The following is a 22356-nucleotide window of genomic DNA, read 5'->3' as shown; positions in this document are numbered from 1 at the left end:
AATGGCACGAATTTTCAGGAAAAAAGAGTTCCCGGAAAGAATGAGGGCAATGGCCGCGTAGTAATATGGTCTGTTTCAATTCATCGGAACGGATGCGATCCGGCGTTTCCGGACACTTACAGAGCGATGAAACCTGCAAATCGAATGTTGAAATACTGCGTCTGCACTGCCGGACTGGCCGCCATGGTGGCCTCTGCCGCATGGGCGGGACCGGAAGCCCTCACCAACACTGAACGCCCCCTTCCGAAGAAGGGTACGCCCGTCACCTTCGGCTACGGCGGCGAACGGAATCAGGAGTTCATGTTGAACGGCAAACCGTTCCAGATCCGCGGAGCGGAAATGCACCCGCAGCGCATTCCCAGAGAATACTGGCGGCACCGCATCCGGATGGCCCGCGCGATGGGATTGAATACCGTTGCGTTCTATACCTTCTGGAACGATTTCGAGCAGCCGGACGGTTCCTTCGATTTCAAGACCGGGAACCGCGACATCGGCGAGTTCATGAAGATTTGCCAGGAAGAAGGCATGTGGGTGCTTTTCCGCCCCGGACCCTATGTCTGCGGCGAATGGGATTTCGGCGGTATTCCCTCTTATCTGCTCAAGGATCCCAAGGCCAAAATCCGCACCACGGAAGACGCCAACTTCATGAAGGCACAGACCCGCTACCTCGAAGCCATTGCCAAAGTGGCGGAACCTTACCTTGCCAGGCATGGCGGCCCCATCCTGATGACCCAGATCGAGAACGAATACGGCAGCTACCAGCGCAAGGATCGGAAATATCTCGAATGGCTGCATGATTTCTGGACGAAGAAAGGGTTTGGCCCGTTCTACATGTCCGACGGCGCCAGCGATTACCATCTGAAGGATGTCGTGATGCCGGGCGTCGCCATCGGCCTTGACCCGGGATTGAACGACGGGGCGTGGAACGTCGCCAACAAGCACAATCCGGATGTGCCCGTCTTCTCCTCGGAAACCTATCCGGGCTGGCTGCGCCACTGGGGAGAAGGCAATTGGCAGCCGACCGGCCGGACCGTGCAGGATGTGCAGTGGTTCATGGACAAGGGCCGTTCCTTCAGCCTCTTCATGTTCCATGGCGGTACGAACTTCGGATTCACCGCCGGGGCGAACCGCAACGGAAATGATCCCTACCAGCCGGACTTGACCAGCTACGACTACGGTGCGCCCGTGGACGAGCAGGGCCGGCCGACGCAGGCTTATGGGCAGATGCGCGACATCATCCTGAAAAAACTGCCTGCCGAGGCCGCCGTGCCGCAGGTGCCGACCGACATTCCCTCCGTCGAATTGCCCGAATTCACCCCGGTGCGCCATGCCGGGCTGTGGGACAATCTGCCGCAAACCTTCTCCGGGTCGTTCGATACGCCTCCCTATTTTGAGCAATGGGGGCAGAACCAGGGCATCGCCATCTACAAGGCCGAGCTGCCTGCGGGCCCTGCGGAAAAGCTTGTCATGGAAAATGTGAACGACTATGCGCAGGTTTATCTGGACGGCAAGCTGATCGGTTCTCTTGACCGCCGCCTGCGCCAGAACAGTATCGACATTCCTGCGCGTACGCAGAACGCCGATCTGGAAATCCTCGTGGAGGCCATGGGGCATGTGAACTTCCATATCAATATGGAAAGCGACCGCAAGGGGCTGTTCGGCGCCGTGAAGCTCGGCAACCGCGACGTTAAGGGCTGGAAGGTGACTCCGCTGCCTCTGGATGCCGCTGCCGTGGCCAAGGCTCCGAAGGGGAAAGCACCTGCTGCATCGACCCGGGCCGGAGCACATTTCCGCGCCGAAATCGACATTACCCAGCCGAAGGACACCTTCCTCGACATGTCGAAATACAAGAAAGGTTATGTCTGGGTGAACGGTGTGAACATGGGCCGTTACTGGAACATCGGGCCGCAGTTGAGGCTGTACATCCCTGCGCCGTTCCTGAAGCCGGGCAAGAACCGCATCGACATCATCGACCTGTACGAGACGGAAGCCAAACCCCTGCGCGGCATGCCGGAGCGTAATAAGGAACCCGGCACCGTGCAGACGAAGAATCTGAACAACGAGTGGTAAACACGCCTATCGGCGAAATTCGCGATGAAGAAAAAGCCGTTTCCTGCAAGGGAAACGGCTTTTTGCGGAAGGAGACACTGAGATTATTCCTCTGTGGAAGGGGTCTGCTGTTCCAACCATTCTTCGAAGGAGCAGACTGCGCCGGATTGTCGATACAGGCAATAGATAGTGTTCCCAAGGATGGTTTGGGTGGTGGGGTGCTGTTCTCCCAGTATGTCGCGGCAAATGTTCAAGGCTTTCTGGAAAAGGGGGGACGCTTTGTCATAGTTGTCTTGTCCATAGTATAACGAGGCAAGGTTGTTGTAGCTTGCTGCCGTGTCGGGATGGTTTTCACCGAAGGCGTCTTCACGGATTCGGAGAGCTTTTTCGTAGAAGGGCTGGGCCCGGGTGTAGTCGCCTTGACTGTCGTATAACGAGGCAAGGTTGTTGTAGCTTGTTGCCGTGTCGGGGTGGTTTTCGCCGAGGCAGGCTTCACTGATGCGGAGAGCCTTTTCGTAGAGGGTTTGGGCCTGGGCGTAGTTCTCTTGATTTTTGTATAGCAATGCGAGATTGTTGTAGCTTGCTGCCGTGTCGGGATGGCCGTCTCCGAGAGCAGCTTCACGGATTCGGAGAGCCTTTTCGTAGAGGGACTTGGCTCGTTCGTCGTCGCCTTGGCTGTTGTATAATCCGGCGAGGTTGTTGTAGCTTGTTGCCGTATCGGGATGGCATTCTCCGAGGGCGTCTTCACGGATTTGGAGAGCTTTTTCGTAGAAGGGCTGGGCCCGGGTGTAGTCGCCTTGGCAGTTATATAACGAGGCGAGGTTGTTATAGCTTATTACCGTGTCGGGATGGCTGTCGCCGAGAGCGTCTTCACGGATGCGGAGAGCCTTTTCGAAGAGGGGTAGGGCTCGGGTATATGCGCCGATTCTGTGTAGAGTGTACCCGAGGGCATTGAGTAAGTCCGCGTTTGTCTGCTGGGGAATTTCGTCCAGTTGGGCGATGAGTGATTCGGAAAAGGGGAGGAAGGGACGACATCCGTTGTCCGGGATGTCGATGGCTTGCCAGACGGCTGCCACCACGGCAGAATGGCGTAGCCATGAAGGTTTCTGCCTTTCACGGACGAATTGGGACAGGATGGGGTGTATCATGTACCCTGCATTCTTTTCATGTTGCAGCCAGCCTTTGCGGTGCAGTTTTTGGAAGATCGAGCCGTCGGCCTTTTCTCCGGCATCCGGGAGTAGCCATGCGGTACAAGTGTCTTTGTGCAGGGGCAGGTAGGGGAAGAGGGAAAAGGCTTCCAGTATGTTGATTTCCGCGTCGTTGAGGGCGGAGAGAATGAAGAGTTTTTCATAGGCGTCCATCAACGCGACGGTTTGGTCTCCGTCTTCGTAGGTGATGCGGAATCCATTCGATTTCAATTTGTCGAGGAGGGTGGGGATGCTCCATTCGTTGCTTGCTGCGGTGCGGGCGAGCAGTTCGACGGTCAGTGTGTGCCGGGCCGCCCTGATGTCGAGTATTTCGTCGAGGGCCTGTTGATGGTCCGGCGTGTCGCCTGTGATTTTCAGGTATAGCTTGCGGCATTCTTCCAGTGGAAGGCTGTCGATGGCGTAGAGTTCGAATGCGTTTTGTGGATCGAAGTATTTCAGCCGCGAGGTCAGGATGACGGGCGAGGGGAGCGAGCAGAGTTTCAGAAGGCTCGGATCGTCGCCGATGCTGCTGGAGACGTTGTCCACGAAGAGCAGAAGCCCTTTGTCGGCCAAAAGGGCCAATTCGCGCCATGCCGCTTCTACCTGCGCGGCCTGATCGGCAGGTTTCGGGTAGATGAGGCAGGAGACGAGGCTGGCATCCATGTTGCCGTCATACTGGATATAGCCGATGTGCCGGAACGGCACCGTTTCTTTCCGGAGATGGCGTGCATGGTATTCCTGAAAGAGACGGCGGCAGATGTGGGTTTTGCCGATGCCGCCCATGCCGCTGACGAGTATGGATTTTCTCCCCTCTTCGGCATTGGTGCGCAGGTGGGCCAGTTCGCTCTCCCTGCCCATGAAGTGGGAGGTCGGTTTGATGTCGGAGGTGTGGGTGACGATGAAGCCGCGCGGTTCGGGGGCGGACGGTTGGTGATAGTGGTTGGTGATGCAATCGCGGCCGATGTAATTGCCTCCAATTTGCGTCCCTCTGATGAGATTGTTGACGGCGGGATCGTTGTTCATCGTGGGAGGAGATTTCGGTGTTTGAGGTGGGCGATGATGGCGTCTCCCGCATCGGAGATGTCCGGGTTGTTCTTGCTCGCCACGGCTTTCAGGAATTCTTCCATGCTGGCGGCAATTTGTTTCATTTGTTTCAATGCTTTAGGCATGTCGTTTTGGTTTTCCGATTCGATAGTCTGCATGGCCGTTTTATACTGTTCGGCCTCATGTTGCCAGTGGGCGATGTATTCGATTTGTTTTGCTCTGTTATATATTCCGCGTTCGATGACGACGGGCAGGATGCGGTCATGATAGTCTTTCTCTTTCATGATTTCCATGACCTCATACATGCAGGCATGGGATTTCAGATATGCATCGCTGATGAGGAGGACTGCGACATCCTGGTCGCGGATACTTTGCATGAAGGCAAGGATACTTTGCCAAGGGGGGAGGTCGCGTATATCGCGTTTGACGATGAGGCCTGCATCGCTCAGCCGCCGTTCGATGCTGTCGGCTTCGTCGCTGTTTGCCCGGCAATAGGAAAGAAAGACGGTGGCTTCCTTGGGAGTAGCCGCTGCGTTTTTCTCAGCCGCGGTGGAGGCGGTTTCTCGATGATGATGATGGTGGACGGTTTGATTTCCGCCGACGAAATTGCCTCCGATGGAGACGTTCTGGAGATTGTTCCGAATGTTGTCCGCCATAGTGTTGTGTAATGTTATTTTTCTAACAATTTAAAATATCTGAAAATCAGTAGATTGTTTTGCGTGTTGAAAGTCTCCGCTGAGGATCGAAAGCTGTGTTATTCCGAAGGCTTCTCTTCTTCTAGGACGACAGGACAGGGGATTTGATCCCAGACTTTTTTCAGTTCTTCGGATTCGTAGAAGGAGGCTTCGACGATACGGTCTTTTTCCGTGTTCAGGGCTTTGTTGATTTTATCGCGGCGTTTGCCGATTTTCTTGAGTTCCTTTTCGGCTTCGTCTCCTTTGGGTTCTTCCTTGGAGGGGGTGCCGAGGCCGACGTCCTTGTCTTTCTTTTTAGGTTTGGCGAAGACGCGTTCGAGAGCTTTGCCCGCTTTATCCGCCGATGCTTTGTTTTTGACGGATTTCAGGATGCCTGTGCAGCGTTTGGCGAGGTCCATTTCATTCTGGTACCATTCCTTGGCGGCAGAGGGCGCCGCAGTAGCCGGAAGGATGGCGGGAGCGATGAGAGCGATTCCAACAACGAAGGGGGATAACTGATGATTCATGTGCGTAGGATCTATTGATGGCAGTATAGCGGTTCGCCGTTCGGTGTCAAGCTATCTTGTGCGATGTTCCCTCATTTCGCCGGAATGCGGAAAACGCCGGAAAATCCGGCGTTTTCAGAGAGGTGTTGTTGCAGGCTGAAAGGGTCAGTCCTTGAAGGTGTGGTCGTCTCCGTAGCCGTAGTGTTCGGCGACGTAGTCGACGTCTTTGTCGCCACGGCCGGAGCAGTTGACGAGGATGGCTCCGGTTTTCATTTCCCTAGCCAGTTTCATGGCGTAGGCGATGGCATGGGAGCTTTCGAGAGCGGGGATGATGCCTTCGTAGCGGGAGAGTTTGAAGAAGGCGTCCACGGCTTCGTCGTCGGTGGCGGTGACGTAGTTGACGCGGCCCTGCTGGTGCCAGAAGGCGTGTTCGGGGCCGACGGAGGGGTAATCGAGTCCGCTGGCGATGGAGTGGACGGGAGCGGGTTCGCCGTCCTTATCCTTGAGCATGATGCTTTCAAAGCCGTGCAGGACGCCTTTTTCACCGTAGGTGATGGAGGCGGCGTGCTGGCCGAGCTGGGTGCCTTTGCCGAGGGGTTCGACGCCGTAGATTTTGACGGGGTCGTTGAGGAAGGGGGCGAACATGCCGGCGGAGTTGCTGCCGCCGCCGACGCAGGCGCAGACGGCATCGGGGAGGATGCCCGTCATTTCAAGGAATTGTTCGCGGGCTTCTTCGCCGATGCACATCTGGAAGTCGCGTACCATTTGCGGGAAGGGATGGGGGCCGACGACAGAGCCGATGCAGTAAATGGAGTCCCTGTAGTTTTTGAGGTAGGATTCGAAGGCGGAGTCGACTGCTTCCTTGAGGGATTTGAGTCCGTGGGAGACGGGGACGACTTTGGCGCCGAGCATTTTCATGCGGGTGACGTTGGGGGCCTGTTTGGCGATGTCCACTTCACCCATGTGGACTTCGCATTCGAGCCCGAAGAAGGCGGCTGCGGTGGCGAGTGCGACGCCGTGCTGGCCTGCGCCCGTTTCGGCGATGATGCGTTTTTTGCCCATGTAGCGGGCAAGAAGGCCTTCGCCCATGCAGTGGTTGAGTTTGTGGGCTCCGGTGTGGTTGAGGTCTTCTCGCTTGAGGTAGATTTGGCAGGTGCCGATTTTGCCGGAGAGGCGTTCGCAGTGGTAGACGGGGGTAGGGCGGCCCTGGAATTGCTTGCGGATGCGGCGCAGTTCGCTGATGAACTGGGCGGAGTGGCAGATGGTGTTGTAGGCTTCGGTGATTTCCTCGAAGGCGGGGACGAGTTCGGGGGGAAGGTGGACGCCGCCGAATTCTCCATAGTAGCCGTTGCTGTCGGGGTATTGGCGGAGGTAGGTTCTGTAGTCCATGGATGGTGCGATGGTGTGTTGTGTGAAAACAGTTCGGGCAGCCTTGTAGGGCTGCCCGATGGGTGTGTGAATGTTTTTAGTGGGCCTTGCAGAATTCTTCGAAGCGGTCGAGGCCTTCCTTGAGGATGTCAAGCGTGGTGCAGTAGCTGATGCGGATGCTGTTGTCGTTGCCGAAGGCGACGCCGGGGATGGCGGCTACCTTGTAGCGTTCGAGGAGCTTGTCGCACAGGTTCTGCGATTTGAGGCCGAGCTTGGAGGTGTCGATGAAGAAGTAGAAGGCACCCTTGGGTTCGACGACGGAGATGTTCGGGATGGCCTTGAGGCGGGAGTAGACGTACTGGCGGCGCATGTTGTATTCTTCACGCATGTCTGCGATGAAGGTCTGGTCGCCGGTGAGGGCTTCGACACCGCCGTATTGGGCGAAGGTGCAGACGTTGGAGCAGGTGTGATCCTGGATCATGCGGATGGCCTTGGCGATGGGAGCCGGAGCGGCGGAGTAGCCGAGGCGCCAGCCCGTCATGGCGTAGCCTTTCGAGAAGCCGTTGATGGTGATGGTGAGGTTGTAGAGGTCTTCACTGAGGGAGGCGATGCTGGTGTGGACGGTGTCTTCGTACACGAGGTGTTCGTAGATTTCGTCCGCAAGAATGAGGATGTCTTCTTCAAGGGCGACTTCGCCGAGAGCGAGGAGTTCTTCCTTGGTGTAGACTGCGCCGGTGGGGTTGTTCGGCGTGGTGAGGATGACCATTTTGGTGCGGGGGGTCATCGCATCGGCGAATTCTTCGGGGGTGAGTTTCCAGCCGTTTTCGGCCTTGGTTTCGACGATGACGGGCGTGCCGCCGACGATGCGTACCATTTCCGGATAGCTGACCCAGTAGGGAGCCGGGATGATGACTTCGTCGTCTTCGCTGATGGTGGCCATGATCGCGGTGGCGCAGGCCTGCTTGGCACCGCTGCTGACGACGATCTGGTCGGGGGTGTAGGAAAGGTTGTTGTCGCGCTTGAGCTTGTCGCAGATGGCTTGGCGGAGGGGGAGGATGCCGGCGGAGGGGGTGTATTTGGTGGCGCCGTTTTCAAGAGCCTTGATGGCGGCCTGCTTGATGTTTTCCGGGGTGTCCATTTCGGGCTCGCCACCGGCAAGGCCGTAGACCTGTTCACCTGCAGCCTTCATTTCCTTGGCGCGGTTGGTGACGGCCAGAGTGAGTGAGGGTGTCAATGCGGCAATATTCGGGGAAATGATGCTCATGTCTTGAAAATGCTAGAGGTTAGTGCTGATTATACGAAACTGCGACGCTTCGCTCAAAGGCGGGCGCATTCTACTTCCATGAGGTGTTCAAAGCAAGAAAAATGCAGGGCAGCAGCGAAAAAAACGCAGATCGCCCGCATGGGGCGGGCTGATGGGATCAGGCTCCCGTTTTCGGCAGGGTGTCTTTTGCTCCTTCGACGATGAGTTTGGCCAGAATTTTCGCCCATTTTTCCAGGGATTCCTCGTCGTGCCCAAAGCGGCCGTAGTCGTTGAAGGAGAAAATGATAGTGTTGTCCTTGTTGGTGTCCTTGAATTCGAAGAGGGAGTGTTTCGTGTGGGTGTCGACGATGCGGCCCTCGATGCCGATGCCGCCCTTGGTGAATTGTGAAATGATGGTTCCCGTGCCCGGAATGGGCGAGAAGAAGCTGCCGATGGTGCCGATGGCATTGACGACTCCTTTGGTGGGTTTGAGTTTGACGATGGCGGTTTCGATGACGATGTCGGCCTGTCCGGGTGTCTCGGTGACTTGCCAGTTGGTATGGGCGCGGTTGTTGATGTCCTGGAGGCCGGTTCCCACATATTTGACGAGGTGGTCGTGCATGAGTTTTTTCATCGCCTGGGCTTCCTTGGGGTATTTGCCTTCGATGAGTGTGGTGCCGAGAGGGGCAAAGTGGACGTACAGCGTTTTTCGTTTGATGAATTCACCCGTTTTGTGTGCGCTCCAGATGCCGTCGAGCGGGCAATCGGATTCGTGGGTGAGGGGGTGAGTGATCAGGGGGCTGACGGGAGTCAGGTCACGCTGGCATCCGACGGTGGCCAAGCCGATGGCTGTCATGCCGAAGATCGCTGCTGTATGATTCAGTTTCATTCTGCCGAATTATTTTTATCGGCAATTGGAGGAGTTGTCAAGAAGAGTCTTGACCGTTTGGGCGAAATGGGGTTCAGTGTGGTCATGACTATTGCGATTTTCGCCGCGGCCAAGCCTTCGATCGGCTATGCGCAGGAGGGGGTGAGTTTTTTCATGGAGAGGCTGCGCCCTTTCGGGAAGGTAGAATTGCGGTATGTGAAGGACGGTTCGTCGAAGGATGTGTCGGCACGGCTTCTTGCCGCCAGTGAGGGGTGGTTGCGCATTGCGATGGATGAGCGGGGGGAGTGCTGGACGACGCGTGTTTTCGAACGCAAGGTGCGCGATTGGCAGTTGCATTCCGTGAAGAAGGCGGCTTTTTTGATCGGCGCGGCGGATGGGCATACGGAGGAATTGCGCCGGGAATGCGCACACGTCCTTTCGTTAAGCGCCATGACGATGCAGCACGAGCTGGCTCTGGTCGTGCTGCTGGAGCAGATTTACCGTGTGCAGACTTTGTTGGCGGGCAGCCCGTACCACCGGGATTGACGGTTGGACGACTATACGAAAAAGGCCGCCAGGTTGCAGGCGGCCTTTTTTATGGACGATGAGGCGGGAGCCGGTTACATGTCGATGGAATCCATGCGCATGCGTTTGGTGGTCGGGTCCTGAATGAAGAGGTTGATCTGGGTGCGACCGGGAGCGACTCGCATGCGGCTGGCATGGAATCGGGTCCAATCGGGATCTTCCTTGCTCCGGGTCATGATGATGAAGTCGTATGTTTGCGCCGTCGCCGAGGTGGGGTTGAAGTTCCACGTGTTGTCTTTGCTGAGACCGATGCGAGAGTTGAAGGGTTTCAGCAGGTATTCCTTGCGGAAGTTGATGACGATTTTGATTGCGGAGGTCGTGAAGTTGACGGCGTGAATGCCGCCTGCACGGAAGTCCTGCTCATCCAGAAAGATGATGCGGTTTTTTGTGGGATCCTTGGTCAGCACGACGATTCCAAGGACTTTGCCGCTCATGCCTTCCGGTACGGTTCCGGAGACAAATGGCTTGGGCAGTTCCTTTTCTTTGCCGTCTTCACCTTTTTCGACGATGGGCGGTTCCTTGTAGAGGTTGATCGTGCGGCCTTCGCTGTAGGGTATGCGCGAGCTGGCGATGCGGCCGGTGAGGTGCAATTCGATGGGTTCATCCTTTTTCTTCTGGGGTGGGGCGTAGAGGGCAGGGATAGAGCCTTCCGAGAGGTTCTGGCAAACGAGGCGAACTCCCGTTGCGGGTTCGGGATTTTCTTCGCTGGTTTCCTTCGATGAAGATGCCGGGCTTTGCGCCATGCCGAGCGAGCACGCCAGAAGCGCTGCTCCGAGAATGGCCGTGAATCGTGAGAGTGAGCGGAACATGATGGTTGAAAAGGCTGGTGGAGGATTATGGGCTTAAACTTCAGCGGCGTCAAGCCAGCGGAAGGAGACGATTCTGAATTTGCGGCCGAAGGCGATGTTCACGTCGGTCATGTTTTCTGTCCGCGTGCCGTCGTCCTTGTAGGGGAGTTCTTCGACATTGTTGGCGCTGTCCACATACTCGATGCAGCGCTGCACCGTGGCTTCGCACCACGCCTGCGAGAGGATGCGCTTGCCGGATTTGTCCTTCACGCAGCCGTAGGCACGGATGGTGAAGGTGTCGTCGCGCACGGTGAGGACGTTGCCGATGGAGGAAAGAATATCCGACTGGACGAGGTAGCCCGGTGCTGCTGTGTGAACGGAGCCGTTTTCCGCCTCGGGGAACTTGTAGAGGTCGCCCTTGTTGCTCGGTACGGTGGCCCGGTTGAACATGGAGTTGATATCGGTGGCGTCGATGGCCGCCTGCAGTGTGCCCGCCAGGCTGCTGGCGGTATCCTTGGCATCAAGGCGTCGGTTGACGAAGTCCGCCATGTTGAGGAATGGGCCGCGTTTCTTGACCTGGACGACGATCTGTTCGGCGAGTTTGCGGAGCTGGTCGGAGGAGAGTTTTCGGACTTCGCCCCAGGCGGTGAGGTAGGCGCCCTTGCCTCGGAAGTCGGCGCCCTTCATGGGATCGTAGGAACCGAAGCTTTCGAGGCTCTTGGTTGTGGTGGATGTTCCGAAGCGGGAGAAGACGACGTCGTCCTGCTTCTTGTTGGGTTCGACGATGGCGAGAGAGTCACCGTTTCTGCCGACGAGTTTTCTGTTCTGGAGGCCCTGAAGGAGAGCGTACCAGGCATTGACGGAAGTTGAGTTGATGTTGAATCCGCCGTCGATGAGGATGTATTGGGCGATGCCTTTCCATCCTTCGTCGGAGAGGACGTCCTTGAGGATGTCGTCGTCCTTGATGCCGGTCTGTGCCTTGATGTATCTGCGCACGGGGAGCCGTTTTCCGTCCTTGAAGAATTCGCGGGCGACATCTTCGGCTTTCCTGACGGAAGCGGAAGAGACGGACTGGGGCATGTCGGAGATGGAGGAGCAGAAGAATCTGTCCCAGAGAGCATCGTTGATGAGGAAGCCGTGGTCGAAGAAGTCGTCGAAGATGCGGCCGCACATGGAGAGGCCAGGGATGTTTGATTTGTTGTACTGGTAGACCTGGTCGGCGGGGATGGCGGGGTCGGCGAAAGAGTTTCCGATGCCGACGCCGGGTACGCCGGACTGGTATTGCTGGCGGCGGAGTGTGGCAGCAGTCTGGCCCGACGTGTCGAACCAACCGGGAGTGAGGCGCATGCCTGCAAAGCCGGCGAGGCTGAAGGGAGGATGGACGGGGAGTTCAAGGACGGAGGCGAAGGAGACCTGTTCACCGTCCTGAGTGACGCCGAGAGTGCCGTTTCTTCCGATGGACTGGATGGGGCACATGCTCATGCCTGTACCGGCGGGAAGCGTGGCGAGCTGGTAGGGATGGTATTGCCTGCGCTGTTCATCGGGCTGGACGAGCATGGAGCCCCAGAAGGCGGGGGAGGAGTGTTGCCATGTTTTGGCCCTGTAGTCGGTCTGGTAGATGCGAGTGTCGAGAACGCCTCCTGTTTTGGGCCCGATGCCGGCGGCAGCGATGAAGAAGGGGGCGTCGGGGTTGTTCTGGATGTCGTTCTGTGTGGACCAGCGGGCGTTGTTGACCGTTTCGTCGCAGAAGGTCGTTTCGAGTCCCGTATCAGCGGGGTCGTACCAGCCGAGGCAGAAGCGCTGCGGCGATTGGAGCATTTTACCCGTGCCGCCGGAAGACGGATCGAACATGACCATGCCGCCGTATCCGTCCAGAAGAGTGATGGCTTCGGCTCGACCCGGAGTGAAATGTACGCCGTCTGTTGTATAGGAGCCGCTGCCGTTTTTACCGAGGCGGAGGCGGAGGTAGAATTTGCCCGCATCGATATTGGTGGTACTCGTTTTGTGTTCCTTGTCGTAGCCGCCGTCGCGGCCGTAAAAGTGGGCTTTGTAGCCTGCTACTGCCTGAGGATGATATCCCTCCGACCACGGATTGTTAGCCCGGCCGCCGTAGTCGACTTGCTTGCGGCTCTGGGCGTGTGAGAAGAAGACGATCTCACCGGGAGCAAAGATGATGTCATCGCTTCCGTCCAACGTCTTGCGGAAATAGTTGCCGTAGTCCTGGCCGAGTTGCGAGGCGTCGTTACCTTGCGTCATGGCGTAGGTGGACCATGTATATTTCCAGTCTGCAACGTTGGCTTGCTGGTTAATGGAATACGATTGCAGCCAGAAGGATTTGTAGGGGATGCTCTGTGTGTAGAGTTTATCCGTTTTGATGCGCATGGGCACGTTGTACGGGTTCCACCACAGGAACATGGGCGAATAGCACATGCCCAGCCTGTAGAGCTGTTCTTTGGGTTCGCCGTCGGACATTTTCCAGGGTTCCGTGACGAGGCCGAAGGTTTGGAAGAAGCCGAGGATGACGGGCGTGCGGGCATAGCCTGCTTTATTGTCGCCGGATTCGAAGCCCGTTTTGTTGTCGAAGATGGACTGGTTGGCTCCATTCTGGATTTCTCCGCCTCCGAGCCCGGTATAAATGTTGTTCATATTGCCGACAAGTCCGGCAGAGCGGTCGCCCGATGTGCTGGAATTGGTGGCGCCTGGCCAGAGGTGATACCATGAATGCATGACCTGCCACGAGCCGATCGGCATGTTCGGCTCCGTGCCCTTCTGGACGCTGGAGTCGTCGAACAGCGGGCTGTCGGACGACGCACGCCGTGCAAATTCCGTCGATGCCAGATTCTGCTTGTTGAGCAGAAGGTTCAGGTCCTGCTTGAGGCCGCCCGTCTTCACGTTCACCGGCAGAGTGATGGAAGATGTGGTAACGTCGAAATAGTAGGGGTGCCCGTCCTGCGTACTCGACATGACCAGAGGCAGTGTGTTCAGGCTCAGGATGCGGGCGCGTTCTCCGGGTTTGGAAGGCAGGTCTTTCAGGCCTTCGATATCACCCGTTTCCGGGCGGGGCGTGTTCCACGTCAGGCGCTGGATGGTGAGGACATCCGTCGTGTCGAGAGTGTCGAAAGATTCGTCCATGCCGCGCTTTTTGGCATCTTCGTTTTCGAGGGAAATATTGGCTTTCTGGTTTTCACCGCCGATCCACCAGGCGAAGTAACCTTCGTTTTGTCCCTTGGCCGGGGTTTTAATCAGATCGGCATAAATATACTGATCCTTGGAGAATTTTTTGCCAAGTGTGCCTTCACCCAGAAGGAGGACGCGGCCCTGTTTGCGCTGACCGAGTCCCTTGACTCCTTCAATATCGGAAATCTGGGTTTCATTGACTGCGGAAATGAGCCAGCGGCGGAATTGCTTGGATCGGCCCGCATCGTATGTTTCTGAAATCTTGAGGCCTGTGAGTTTGCTTTTGCCGGTGAGGTAGGCGTCCCAGCTGTTCCAGACGCCGAGGATGTAGGGATTGAAAGAGGTGGAGGTGTTGCCGCCGCTTTCGAAGTTGCTCTGCGTTTTGAGGTCGAGAATGCCGGAATAAGCTGAGACGCGCTGGTCGGAACCGAGGTTGGCCTGAAGGTCGCCGATGGCCATGTCGAGTGCGAGGAGGCATTGAGCGCGTGCTTCGGAATTGAGGAGAGCAGAGTCGGCAATCCTGATTTGAGAGGTGGCGAGAGCCATGAGGCCGACGCAAATCAGGGAAAGCAGTAGCATGAGAGTGACGGTGGCAATGAGGGCAAAACCTTTGCGATTTCGTTTTCTCAGTAAAAATTGCAGTTTAGGGGAGATTTTCATATGTCACTCTCTTCTTCCGTGTATATACATTGAATATGCAAAATTTGCAATCATAAAGTGAGTTCTGGTGTCAGTTTTTCGCCCGATACGCATGCCGGGTTTTGTCCGGAAACGATTGCCGGGCAGGGAGGGAGCGGGTTTTGCAACCTTCCGTTTTCGGGTTCGAACGTCATTTTATGCTTTACTTTATACGGATATTGTATTAAAAAACCGCTGCTTATGAATAAGGCTCAACTTACAGAACTCGTTCGTCAGAACCTTGGAGGATCCGCTACGAAAAAGGCGGCTGATTATGCTCTTGCCGCTGTTTTGGATTCCATTGCCGAAGGTATTGAAAAAGATGGCAAGGTGCAGATTCTCGGTTTCGGCACGTTCCTCGTCAAGACGCGTGCCGCACGTACGGGCCGTAATCCGAAGACGGGCGAACCGATGACGATTCCCGCATCGACGATGGTTTCGTTCAAGGCATCTTCTTCTCTGAAGGACTGATTTGCTTCCGAATATTTCAGCAAAAGCGCCGAGCCGTTCCGGTTCGGCGCTTTTTTTGCCGGAACATGCCTCCGTCAGATTTCTGCGGCATCAAGCCAGCGGAAGGAGACGATTCTGAATTTGCGGCCGAAGGCGAAGTTCACGTCGGAGACGGTTCTCTTTTTCGGATTGTTTTCTTCGTATGTGGCGGTTTCGGGATTGTCTGCGGCGTCCACATATTCGATGCCGCGCTGTACGGTGGCTTCGCACCATGCCTGCGCAAGGATGCGTCTGCCGGATTTGTCTTTCACGCAGCCGTAGGCGCGGATGGTGAAGGTGTCGTCGCGTACGGTGAGGACATTGCCGATGGAGGAAAGTACATCCGACTGGATGAGGTAGCCCGGGGCTGCCGTGTGGATGGAACCGGTGACGGCTTCGGGGAATTTGAAGAAGTCGCCAGTCGCTACGTCTCCGACGCTTATATTGAACATGGAGTTGATTTCGGTGGCGTCGATGGCCGCCTGCAAGGCGCCTGAAAGGCTGGTTTCGGTGTTTTTGGCATCAAGTCGGCGGTTGACGAAATCCGCCATGTTGAGGAATGGGCCTCGTTTTTTGACCTGCACAACGATCTGCTCGGCGAGTTTGCGGAGCTGTTCGGGAGAGAGTTTACGGACTTCGCCCCATGCAGTGATGTAGGCGCCCTTGCCTCGGAAGTCCGCACCTTTCAGGGGATCATAGGAGCCGAAGTTTTCGAGGCTTTTGGTGGTGGTGGAAGTGCCGAAACGGGAGAAGATGACTTCTTCCTGTTTTTTATCGCGCTCAACGATGGCGAGGGAGTCGCCATCGCGCCCGACGAGTTTTCTGTTCTGGAGGCCCTGAAGGAGGGCGTACCAGGCATTGACGGAAGTTGAGTTGATGTTGAAGCCGCCGTCGATGAGGATGTATTGTGCAATGTATTTCCAGCCCTCATCGGAGAGGATGTCCTGAATCATGTCGTCGTCTCTGATTCCGGTTTGCGCCTTGATGTATCTGCGGACGGGGAGCCGTTTTCCGTCCTTGAAGAATTCCCGTGCGACGTCTTTGGCTTTTTGGGCGGTTGTTGAAGAGATGGATTTGGGCATGTCGGAGATGGAAGAACAGAAGAATCTGTCCCAGAGAGCGTCGTTGATGAGGAATCCGTGGTCGAAGTAGTTGTCGAAGATTCGGCTGCAGAAGGGTACGTTGGTCGAGATGCGAGACTGATTGAACTGGTAGACCTGGTCGGCCGGAATGGCAGGATCGGCGAAGGAGTTTCCGATGCCGACGCCGGATACTCCGGATTGGTATTGAAGCCTCCGCAAGTGGGCGGCGGCATAGGTGCCGGTGAAGGAGCTTCCTGCGGGTGTGGTTTCCCACCAGCCCGGCAGGAGTTTCATGCCGGAGAATCCTGCAAGGCTGAAAGGCGGATGGATGGGGAGTTCGAAGATGGAGGCGAAGGAGACCTGTTCGCCGTCCCGCGTGATGCCGAGCGTGCCGTTGCGGCCGATGGCCTCGATGGGGCACATGCTCAACCCCGTGCCGGCGGGTAGGGTCGAGAGCTGGAAGGGGTGGTATTGGCGGCGTTGATCGTCCGGGCGGATGGACATGGAGCCCCAGAAAGCCGGGGAGGAATGCTGCCATGATTTGCAGCGGTAGTCTTTGTCGGGATAGATGCGGGTGTCTGTATGGCCGCCCGTTTTGGCGGTGGCTCCGACGGCAGCGACGAAGAAGGGGATTTCCCGATTGCTTTGGGTTCCGTTGCAGGTGAAGATGGAGTTGTTCTGTTTCGGGTCGCAGAAGACGGTATCGGTGGGGGAGTTCGGATCGTACCAGCCGAGCGTGAAGCGCTGGGGCGACATGAGGTATTTGCCGACGCCGCCGTTGCTGGAGTCGTACGGCCCCATGCTGCCGTATCCGTTGAGTACCGAGATGGCTTCATAGGAATCGGGCGTCATCCATCTGGAGTCCGTTTCACTGCCGTAGGGGAGGTTGGACGATGAGCATCCGTCTGCATTTTTGCCGAGACGAAGGGCGATGTAGTATTTTCCGGAATCGATTTCGGATTTCTTTTTATTGGAATAGATGCGCACCCGGTATCCGGCGACGGCCTGGGGATTGTAGCCTTCGACCCAGGGGTTGGCTCCCGGATTGCTGTACTGGTCGTTGCTGCGGGCTTTGGCATGCGAGAAGAAGATGATTTCGCCCGGAGCGAAGACGATATCTCCGCTGCGATCGGTCATGCTTTTGCGGAAGTAGTTGCCCCAGTCGCCACCGAGGCCGTAGATGTCGTATCTCTGGATGAATTCCTTGCTGCCCCACGAGTATTTGCCCGTAGCTTCATCCCTGAGGCCGAGGAGTTGCATCCATGTGGTTTTGTAGGGAATGCTGTGGGAATAGAGCTGGTCTCCCCTGATGCGCATCGGGATGTTGTACGGGTTCCACCACAGGAACATGGGAGCGAAGGAGAGGCCGCAATCGTAGGTGGTTTCGTTTTCGTCTTCCTTGTTTTCCTTGTTGACTTCGACCGTGAGGCCGAATGTCTGGTAGAATGCCAGCATGACGGGGGTGCGGGCGTAGCCCGCTTTGGGATCTCCTTTTTCGAATCCCGTTTTGTTGTCGTAGCTGGAATTGGTTTGCCCCGAATTGGCCAGCACGCTGCCGCCCAGCCGGGTGTACGCTTTGTCCATCGCTCCGATCAGTCCGGCGGTGCGGTCGCCGGACGATTCGTTTTGTTCGATCGCACCGGGCCAGAGATGGTACCATGCGTGCATGCTCTGCCAGGAGCCGATCGGCATGTCCGGTTCCGTGCCCTTCTGGACGCTTTCGTCGCTGAAGATGGGGCAGTCAGCAGTGTCGGTTCTCTCGAATTCCGTCGAGGAGAGATCCTTTTTGGTGAGAAGCAGGTTCAGATCGTGTTTCAACCCTCCCTTGCGTACGTTGACGGGAAGGCTGACGGATGATGTGGTGATGTCGAAGTAATAGTTGTGGTCTCCCGTGTGATTCATGGTGACCAGAGGAAGGGTTTCGATGCTGATGATCCGGGAGCGGGCGCCCGTTTCGGATGGCAAGTCCTTCAATCCCTCGATGCCGCCCGGTTCGGGGCGGGGAGTGTTCCATGTCATTCTCTGGATGGCGAGTATGTCCGTCGTATCAAGCGTGTCGAATGATTCGTCCATTCCTCGTTTTCTGGAGTCTTCGTTTTCCAGATTGATTTTGGCCTTCTGGTTCTCACCGCCGATCCACCAGGCAAAATAGCCTTTGTTTTGTCCGCGTACTGGGGTTTGAATGAGGTCGGCATAAATATATTGCTGCTGAGGGCAGCTTTTTCCGAGCGTGTTTTGCCCGAGGAGCAGGACTCGGCCCGGTTGGCGCATGCCGAGGTCCGAAATTCCTTCCAGCTCCTGAAGCTGGCTTTCATTGGCGGATGAGATAAGCCACCGGAGGAATAGCTTGGAGCGGCCTGCATCGTACGTGTCGGATATTTTGAGGTCGGTCGATGTGCTTTTCGCGGTGAGGAAGGTATCCCAACTGCGCCAGACGCCGAGAATGTGCGGGTTGAAAGAAGTGGTCGCATGAGCGGCGTTCCCGCTCTCTTCAATATCCGGATTTTCCTTGAAGGCGAGAATTCCCGAGTAGGCCGAGACACGTTGGTCGGCTCCGAGAGTGGTCTGAAGGTCGCCGATGGCCACATCGAGCGCGAGGAGGCATTGCGCGCGTGCTTCGGAATTGAGGAGGGAAGAATCGGCAATCCTGATTTGCGAGGTAGCCAGGCTTAAGAGACCGACGCAGAGCAGGGAGAGGAGGAGCATCAGCATGACCGTGGCAACGAGCACAAAACCTTTGCACCGTTTTTTTCTCAGGAGAAACCGCAGATGTCCGGGGAGAATCATATCTTATGAAGTAAGATATATCCGGACTAATAGGATGTAAATGAAAAAATGAAATATTTTCTATGGAACTTGTTGGAATAATAAGGTTTACTCGTTTCAAGCCGAGATCTGCGATCAGCCGGATGGAGGCTTAAACTTCAGCGGCGTCAAGCCAGCGGAAGGAGACGATTCTGAATTTGCGGCCGAAGGCGATGTTCACGTCGGTCATGTTTTCTGTCCGCGTGCCGTCGTCCTTGTAGGGAAGTTCTTCGACATTGTTGGCGCTGTCCACATACTCGATGCAGCGCTGCACCGTGGCTTCGCACCACGCTTGCGAGAGGATGCGCTTGCCGGATTTGTCCTTCACGCAGCCGTAGGCGCGGATGGTGAAGGTGTCGTCGCGCACGGTGAGGACGTTGCCGATGGAGGAAAGAATATCCGACTGGACGAGGTAGCCCGGTGCTGCTGTGTGAACGGAGCCGTTTTCCGCCTCGGGGAACTTGTAGAGGTCGCCCTTGGTGCTCGGTACGGTGGCCCGGTTGAACATGGAGTTGATATCGGTGGCGTCGATGGCCGCCTGCAGTGTGCCCGCCAGGCTGCTGGCGGTATCCTTGGCATCAAGACGGCGGTTGACGAAGTCCGCCATGTTGAGGAATGGGCCGCGTTTCTTGACCTGGACGACGATCTGTTCGGCGAGTTTGCGGAGCTGGTCGGAGGAGAGTTTTCGGACTTCGCCCCAGGCGGTGAGGTAGGCGCCCTTGCCTCGGAAGTCGGCGCCCTTCATGGGATCGTAGGAACCGAAGCTTTCGAGGCTCTTGGTGGTGGTGGATGTTCCGAAGCGGGAGAAGACGACGTCGTCCTGCTTCTTGTTGGGTTCGACGATGGCGAGAGAGTCACCGTTTCTGCCGACGAGTTTTCTGTTCTGGAGGCCCTGAAGGAGAGCGTACCAGGCATTGACGGAAGTTGAGTTGATGTTGAATCCGCCGTCGATGAGGATGTATTGGGCGATGCCTTTCCATCCTTCGTCGGAGAGGACGTCCTTGAGGATGTCGTCGTCCTTGATGCCGGTCTGTGCCTTGATGTACCTGCGCACGGGGAGTCGTTTTCCGTCCTTGAAGAATTCGCGGGCGACATCTTCGGCTTTCCTGACGGAAGCGGAAGAGACGGACTGGGGCATGTCGGAGATGGAGGAGCAGAAGAATCTGTCCCAGAGAGCATCGTTGATGAGGAAGCCGTGGTCGAAGAAGTCGTCGAAGATGCGACCGCACATGGAGAGGCCAGGGATGTTTGATTTGTTGTACTGGTAGACCTGGTCGGCGGGGATGGCGGGGTCGGCGAAAGAGTTTCCGATGCCGACGCCGGGTACGCCGGACTGGTATTGCTGGCGGCGCATTGTCGCTTGATAAACTCCGGACGTGTCGAACCAACCGGGAGTGAGGCGCATGCCTGCAAAGCCGGCGAGGCTGAAGGGGGGATGGACGGGGAGTTCGAGGACGGAGGCGAAGGAGGCCTGTTCGCCGTCCTGAGTGACGCCGAGCGTGCCATTGCGGCCGATGGACTGGACGGGGCACATGCTCATGCCTGTACCGGCGGGAAGCGTGGCGAGCTGGTAGGGATGGTATTGCCTGCGCTGTTCATCGGGCAAGATGAGCATGGAGCCCCAGAAGGCGGGGGAGGAGTGTTGCCATGTTTTGGCCCTGTAGTCGGTCTGGTAGATGCGAGTGTCAAGAACTCCAGCTGTTTTGGGCCCGATGCCGGCGGCAGCGATGAAGAAGGGGGCGTCGGGGTTGTTCTGGATGTCGTTCTGTGTGGACCAGCGGGCATTGTTGGTAATTTCATCGCAGAAGGTGGTGTCGAGTCCCGTATCAGCGGGGTCGTACCAGCCGAGAATGAAACGCTGAGGAGACCAAAGGTATTTGTCGGTTCCGCGGACGCCTCCGATGATTTTCATGCCGCCGTATCCGTCATACAGGGTGATGGCTTCGTTGCGGCCAGGTGCGAACCAGTCGCCGTCGGTCTGATAACTTCCTCCTTGATTTTTGCCGAGACGGAGGCGGAGGTAAAATTTGCCCGTGTCGATGACCGATTTTCGGCATTGGTGTTCCTTGTCGTAACCGTTTTCGCGGGCGTAAAAGTGGGCGCGGTATCCGGCGACGGCCTGAGGATGGTATCCTTCTGCCCACGGATTGTTGGCGATGCCGTTATAATCGACTTGCTTGAACGACTGGGCATGTGTGAACAGGATGATTTCACCCGGAGCGAAGATGAGATCGTCATTACCTGTCAGCGATTTGCGGAAGTAGTTGGCGTAGTCCATTCCGAGCGAGGCTGCCCCCGTACCCATCGTCATGGCATAGGTGGACCAGTTGTATTTCCAATCGGGCACATTGGCGGCTCCCTGAATGGAATACGATTGAAGCCAGAAGGATTTGTAGGGAACGCTGTGCGAATAGAGCTGATCCGTATGGATACGCATGGGCACGTTGTACGGGTTCCACCACAGGAACATGGGCGAGAAGCACATTTTGAGCTGGTAGAGCTGTTCCTTGGGTTCGCTGTCGGACATTTTCCAGGGTTCCGTGACGAGGCCGAAAGTCTGGAAGAATCCGAGGATGACCGGAGTGCGGGTGTATCCGGCCTTGGAATCTCCTTCCTCAAGAAGAGTTTTGTTATCCAGCAGGCTTTCGTTGCCGGAAGGAAGTTCATTGCCGCTCAAGCGTGTGTATGCAGTATTCATGTTGCCGATCAACGAAATGGTTCTCGGTGCATCCTGCGTGTTGCCTTGTGCGCCTGGCCAGAGGTGATACCATGAATGCATGACCTGCCACGAGCCGATCGGCATGTTCGGCTCCGTGCCCTTCTGGACGCTGGAGTCGTCGAACAGCGGGCTGTCGGACGACGAACGCCGTGCAAATTCCGTCGATGCCAGATTCTGCTTGTTGAGCAGAAGGTTCAGGTCCTGCTTGAGGCCGCCCGTCTTCACGTTCACCGGCAGAGTGATGGAAGATGTGGTAACGTCGAAATAGTAGGGGTGCCCGTCCTGCGTACTCGACATGACCAGAGGCAGTGTGTTCAGGCTCAGGATGCGGGCGCGTTCTCCGGGTTTGGAAGGAAGGTCTTTCAGGCCTTCGATATCACCCGTTTCCGGGCGGGGCGTGTTCCACGTCAGGCGCTGGATGGTGAGGACATCCGTCGTGTCGAGAGTGTCGAAAGATTCGTCCATGCCGCGCTTTTTGGCATCTTCGTTTTCGAGGGAAATATTGGCTTTCTGGTTTTCACCGCCGATCCACCAGGCGAAGTAACCTTCGTTTTGTCCCTTGGCCGGGGTTTTGATCAGATCGGCATAAATATACTGATCCTTGGAGAATTTTTTGCCAAGTGTGCCTTCACCTAGGAGGAGGACGCGGCCCTGTTTGCGCTGACCGAGTCCCTTGACTCCTTCAATATCGGAAATCTGGGTTTCATTGACTGCGGAAATGAGCCAGCGGCGGAATTGCTTGGATCGGCCCGCATCGTATGTTTCTGAAATCTTGAGGCCTGTGAGTTTGCTTTTGCCGGTGAGGTAGGCGTCCCAGCTGTTCCAGACGCCGAGGATGTAGGGATTGAAAGAGGTGGAGGTGTTGCCGCCGCTTTCGAAGTTGCTCTGCGTTTTGAGGTCGAGAATGCCGGAATAAGCTGAGACGCGCTGGTCGGAACCGAGGTTGGCCTGAAGGTCGCCGATGGCCATGTCGAGTGCGAGGAGGCATTGAGCGCGTGCTTCGGAATTGAGGAGAGCAGAGTCGGCAATCCTGATTTGAGAGGTGGCGAGAGCCATGAGGCCGACGCAAATCAGGGAAAGCAGTAGCATGAGAG

At 56.6% G+C, this 22356-nt stretch carries 13 protein-coding genes; 3 read left to right on the top strand and 10 right to left on the bottom strand.

Annotated elements, in window-relative coordinates; all coding sequences use genetic code 11:
* Window positions 1-144 precede the first annotated feature (144 nt).
* A complete protein-coding gene (locus AC781_RS11285) occupies window positions 145-2070 on the top strand; it encodes a beta-galactosidase (protein WP_067777571.1) in 1926 nt (641 codons plus the stop codon).
* 83 nt (window positions 2071-2153) lie between these two features.
* Here the strand turns inward: AC781_RS11285 and AC781_RS11280 are convergent, their stop codons facing one another.
* The 6 genes from AC781_RS11280 to AC781_RS11255 all read right to left on the bottom strand — a co-directional run bounded on the left by AC781_RS11280 (window position 2154) and on the right by AC781_RS11255 (window position 8960).
* The gene (locus AC781_RS11280) at window positions 2154-4259 is read right to left on the bottom strand and encodes a tetratricopeptide repeat protein (RefSeq protein WP_067777570.1); all 2106 of its coding nucleotides are present in this window, start codon (window positions 4257-4259) and stop codon (window positions 2154-2156) included.
* Window positions 4256-4936: a toll/interleukin-1 receptor domain-containing protein gene (locus AC781_RS11275; RefSeq protein WP_067777569.1), complete on the bottom strand. Its 681-nt coding sequence runs from the start codon at window positions 4934-4936 to the stop codon at window positions 4256-4258. Before AC781_RS11275 ends, AC781_RS11280 begins: the two co-directional genes overlap by 4 nt.
* 98 nt (window positions 4937-5034) lie before the next feature.
* A complete protein-coding gene (locus AC781_RS11270; RefSeq protein WP_067777568.1) occupies window positions 5035-5481 on the bottom strand; it encodes a hypothetical protein in 447 nt (148 codons plus the stop codon).
* Between the two features lie 144 nt (window positions 5482-5625).
* Window positions 5626-6849 (bottom strand): tryptophan synthase subunit beta, encoded by a 1224-nt coding sequence (gene trpB, locus AC781_RS11265; RefSeq protein WP_067777567.1) that lies wholly within the window; start codon window positions 6847-6849, stop codon window positions 5626-5628.
* A gap of 76 nt (window positions 6850-6925) precedes the next feature.
* Entirely contained in the window at window positions 6926-8092 is a 1167-nt protein-coding gene (locus AC781_RS11260; RefSeq protein WP_067777566.1) for a pyridoxal phosphate-dependent aminotransferase, read from the bottom strand.
* Window positions 8093-8249: 157 nt separating this feature from the next.
* A complete protein-coding gene (locus tag AC781_RS11255) occupies window positions 8250-8960 on the bottom strand; it encodes a DUF3313 family protein (RefSeq protein WP_067777565.1) in 711 nt (236 codons plus the stop codon).
* A gap of 84 nt (window positions 8961-9044) precedes the next feature.
* Here AC781_RS11255 and AC781_RS11250 point away from each other — a divergent pair, with 84 nt between their 5' ends.
* Window positions 9045-9485, top strand: a complete 441-nt coding sequence (locus AC781_RS11250; protein WP_067777575.1) for a 23S rRNA (pseudouridine(1915)-N(3))-methyltransferase RlmH — start codon at window positions 9045-9047, stop codon at window positions 9483-9485.
* A 74-nt stretch (window positions 9486-9559) separates the two neighbouring features.
* On the opposite strand, the gene AC781_RS11245 is transcribed toward AC781_RS11250, so the two are convergent.
* Entirely contained in the window at window positions 9560-10333 is a 774-nt protein-coding gene (locus AC781_RS11245; RefSeq protein ID WP_067777564.1) for a hypothetical protein, read from the bottom strand.
* 33 nt (window positions 10334-10366) lie between these two features.
* A complete protein-coding gene (locus tag AC781_RS11240) occupies window positions 10367-14068 on the bottom strand; it encodes a hypothetical protein (protein WP_141675893.1) in 3702 nt (1233 codons plus the stop codon).
* A gap of 300 nt (window positions 14069-14368) precedes the next feature.
* On the opposite strand from AC781_RS11240, the gene AC781_RS11235 reads away from it, so the two are divergent.
* Window positions 14369-14638, top strand: a complete 270-nt coding sequence (locus AC781_RS11235) for an HU family DNA-binding protein (protein WP_067777562.1) — start codon at window positions 14369-14371, stop codon at window positions 14636-14638.
* 74 nt (window positions 14639-14712) lie between these two features.
* Here AC781_RS11235 and AC781_RS11230 read toward each other — a convergent pair whose 3' ends face one another.
* Both AC781_RS11230 and AC781_RS14135 read right to left on the bottom strand, forming a co-directional pair.
* The gene (locus AC781_RS11230; RefSeq protein WP_141675892.1) at window positions 14713-18450 is read right to left on the bottom strand and encodes a hypothetical protein; all 3738 of its coding nucleotides are present in this window, start codon (window positions 18448-18450) and stop codon (window positions 14713-14715) included.
* 205 nt (window positions 18451-18655) lie between these two features.
* A partial coding sequence (locus AC781_RS14135; protein WP_083077032.1) for a hypothetical protein occupies window positions 18656-22356 on the bottom strand: 3701 nt, incomplete at its 5' end.

It is taken from the genome of Neoakkermansia glycaniphila (genome assembly GCF_001683795.1).
GTDB lineage: Bacteria > Verrucomicrobiota > Verrucomicrobiia > Verrucomicrobiales > Akkermansiaceae > Akkermansia > Akkermansia glycaniphila.
This window is presented reverse-complemented; position numbering and strand designations above follow the sequence as displayed.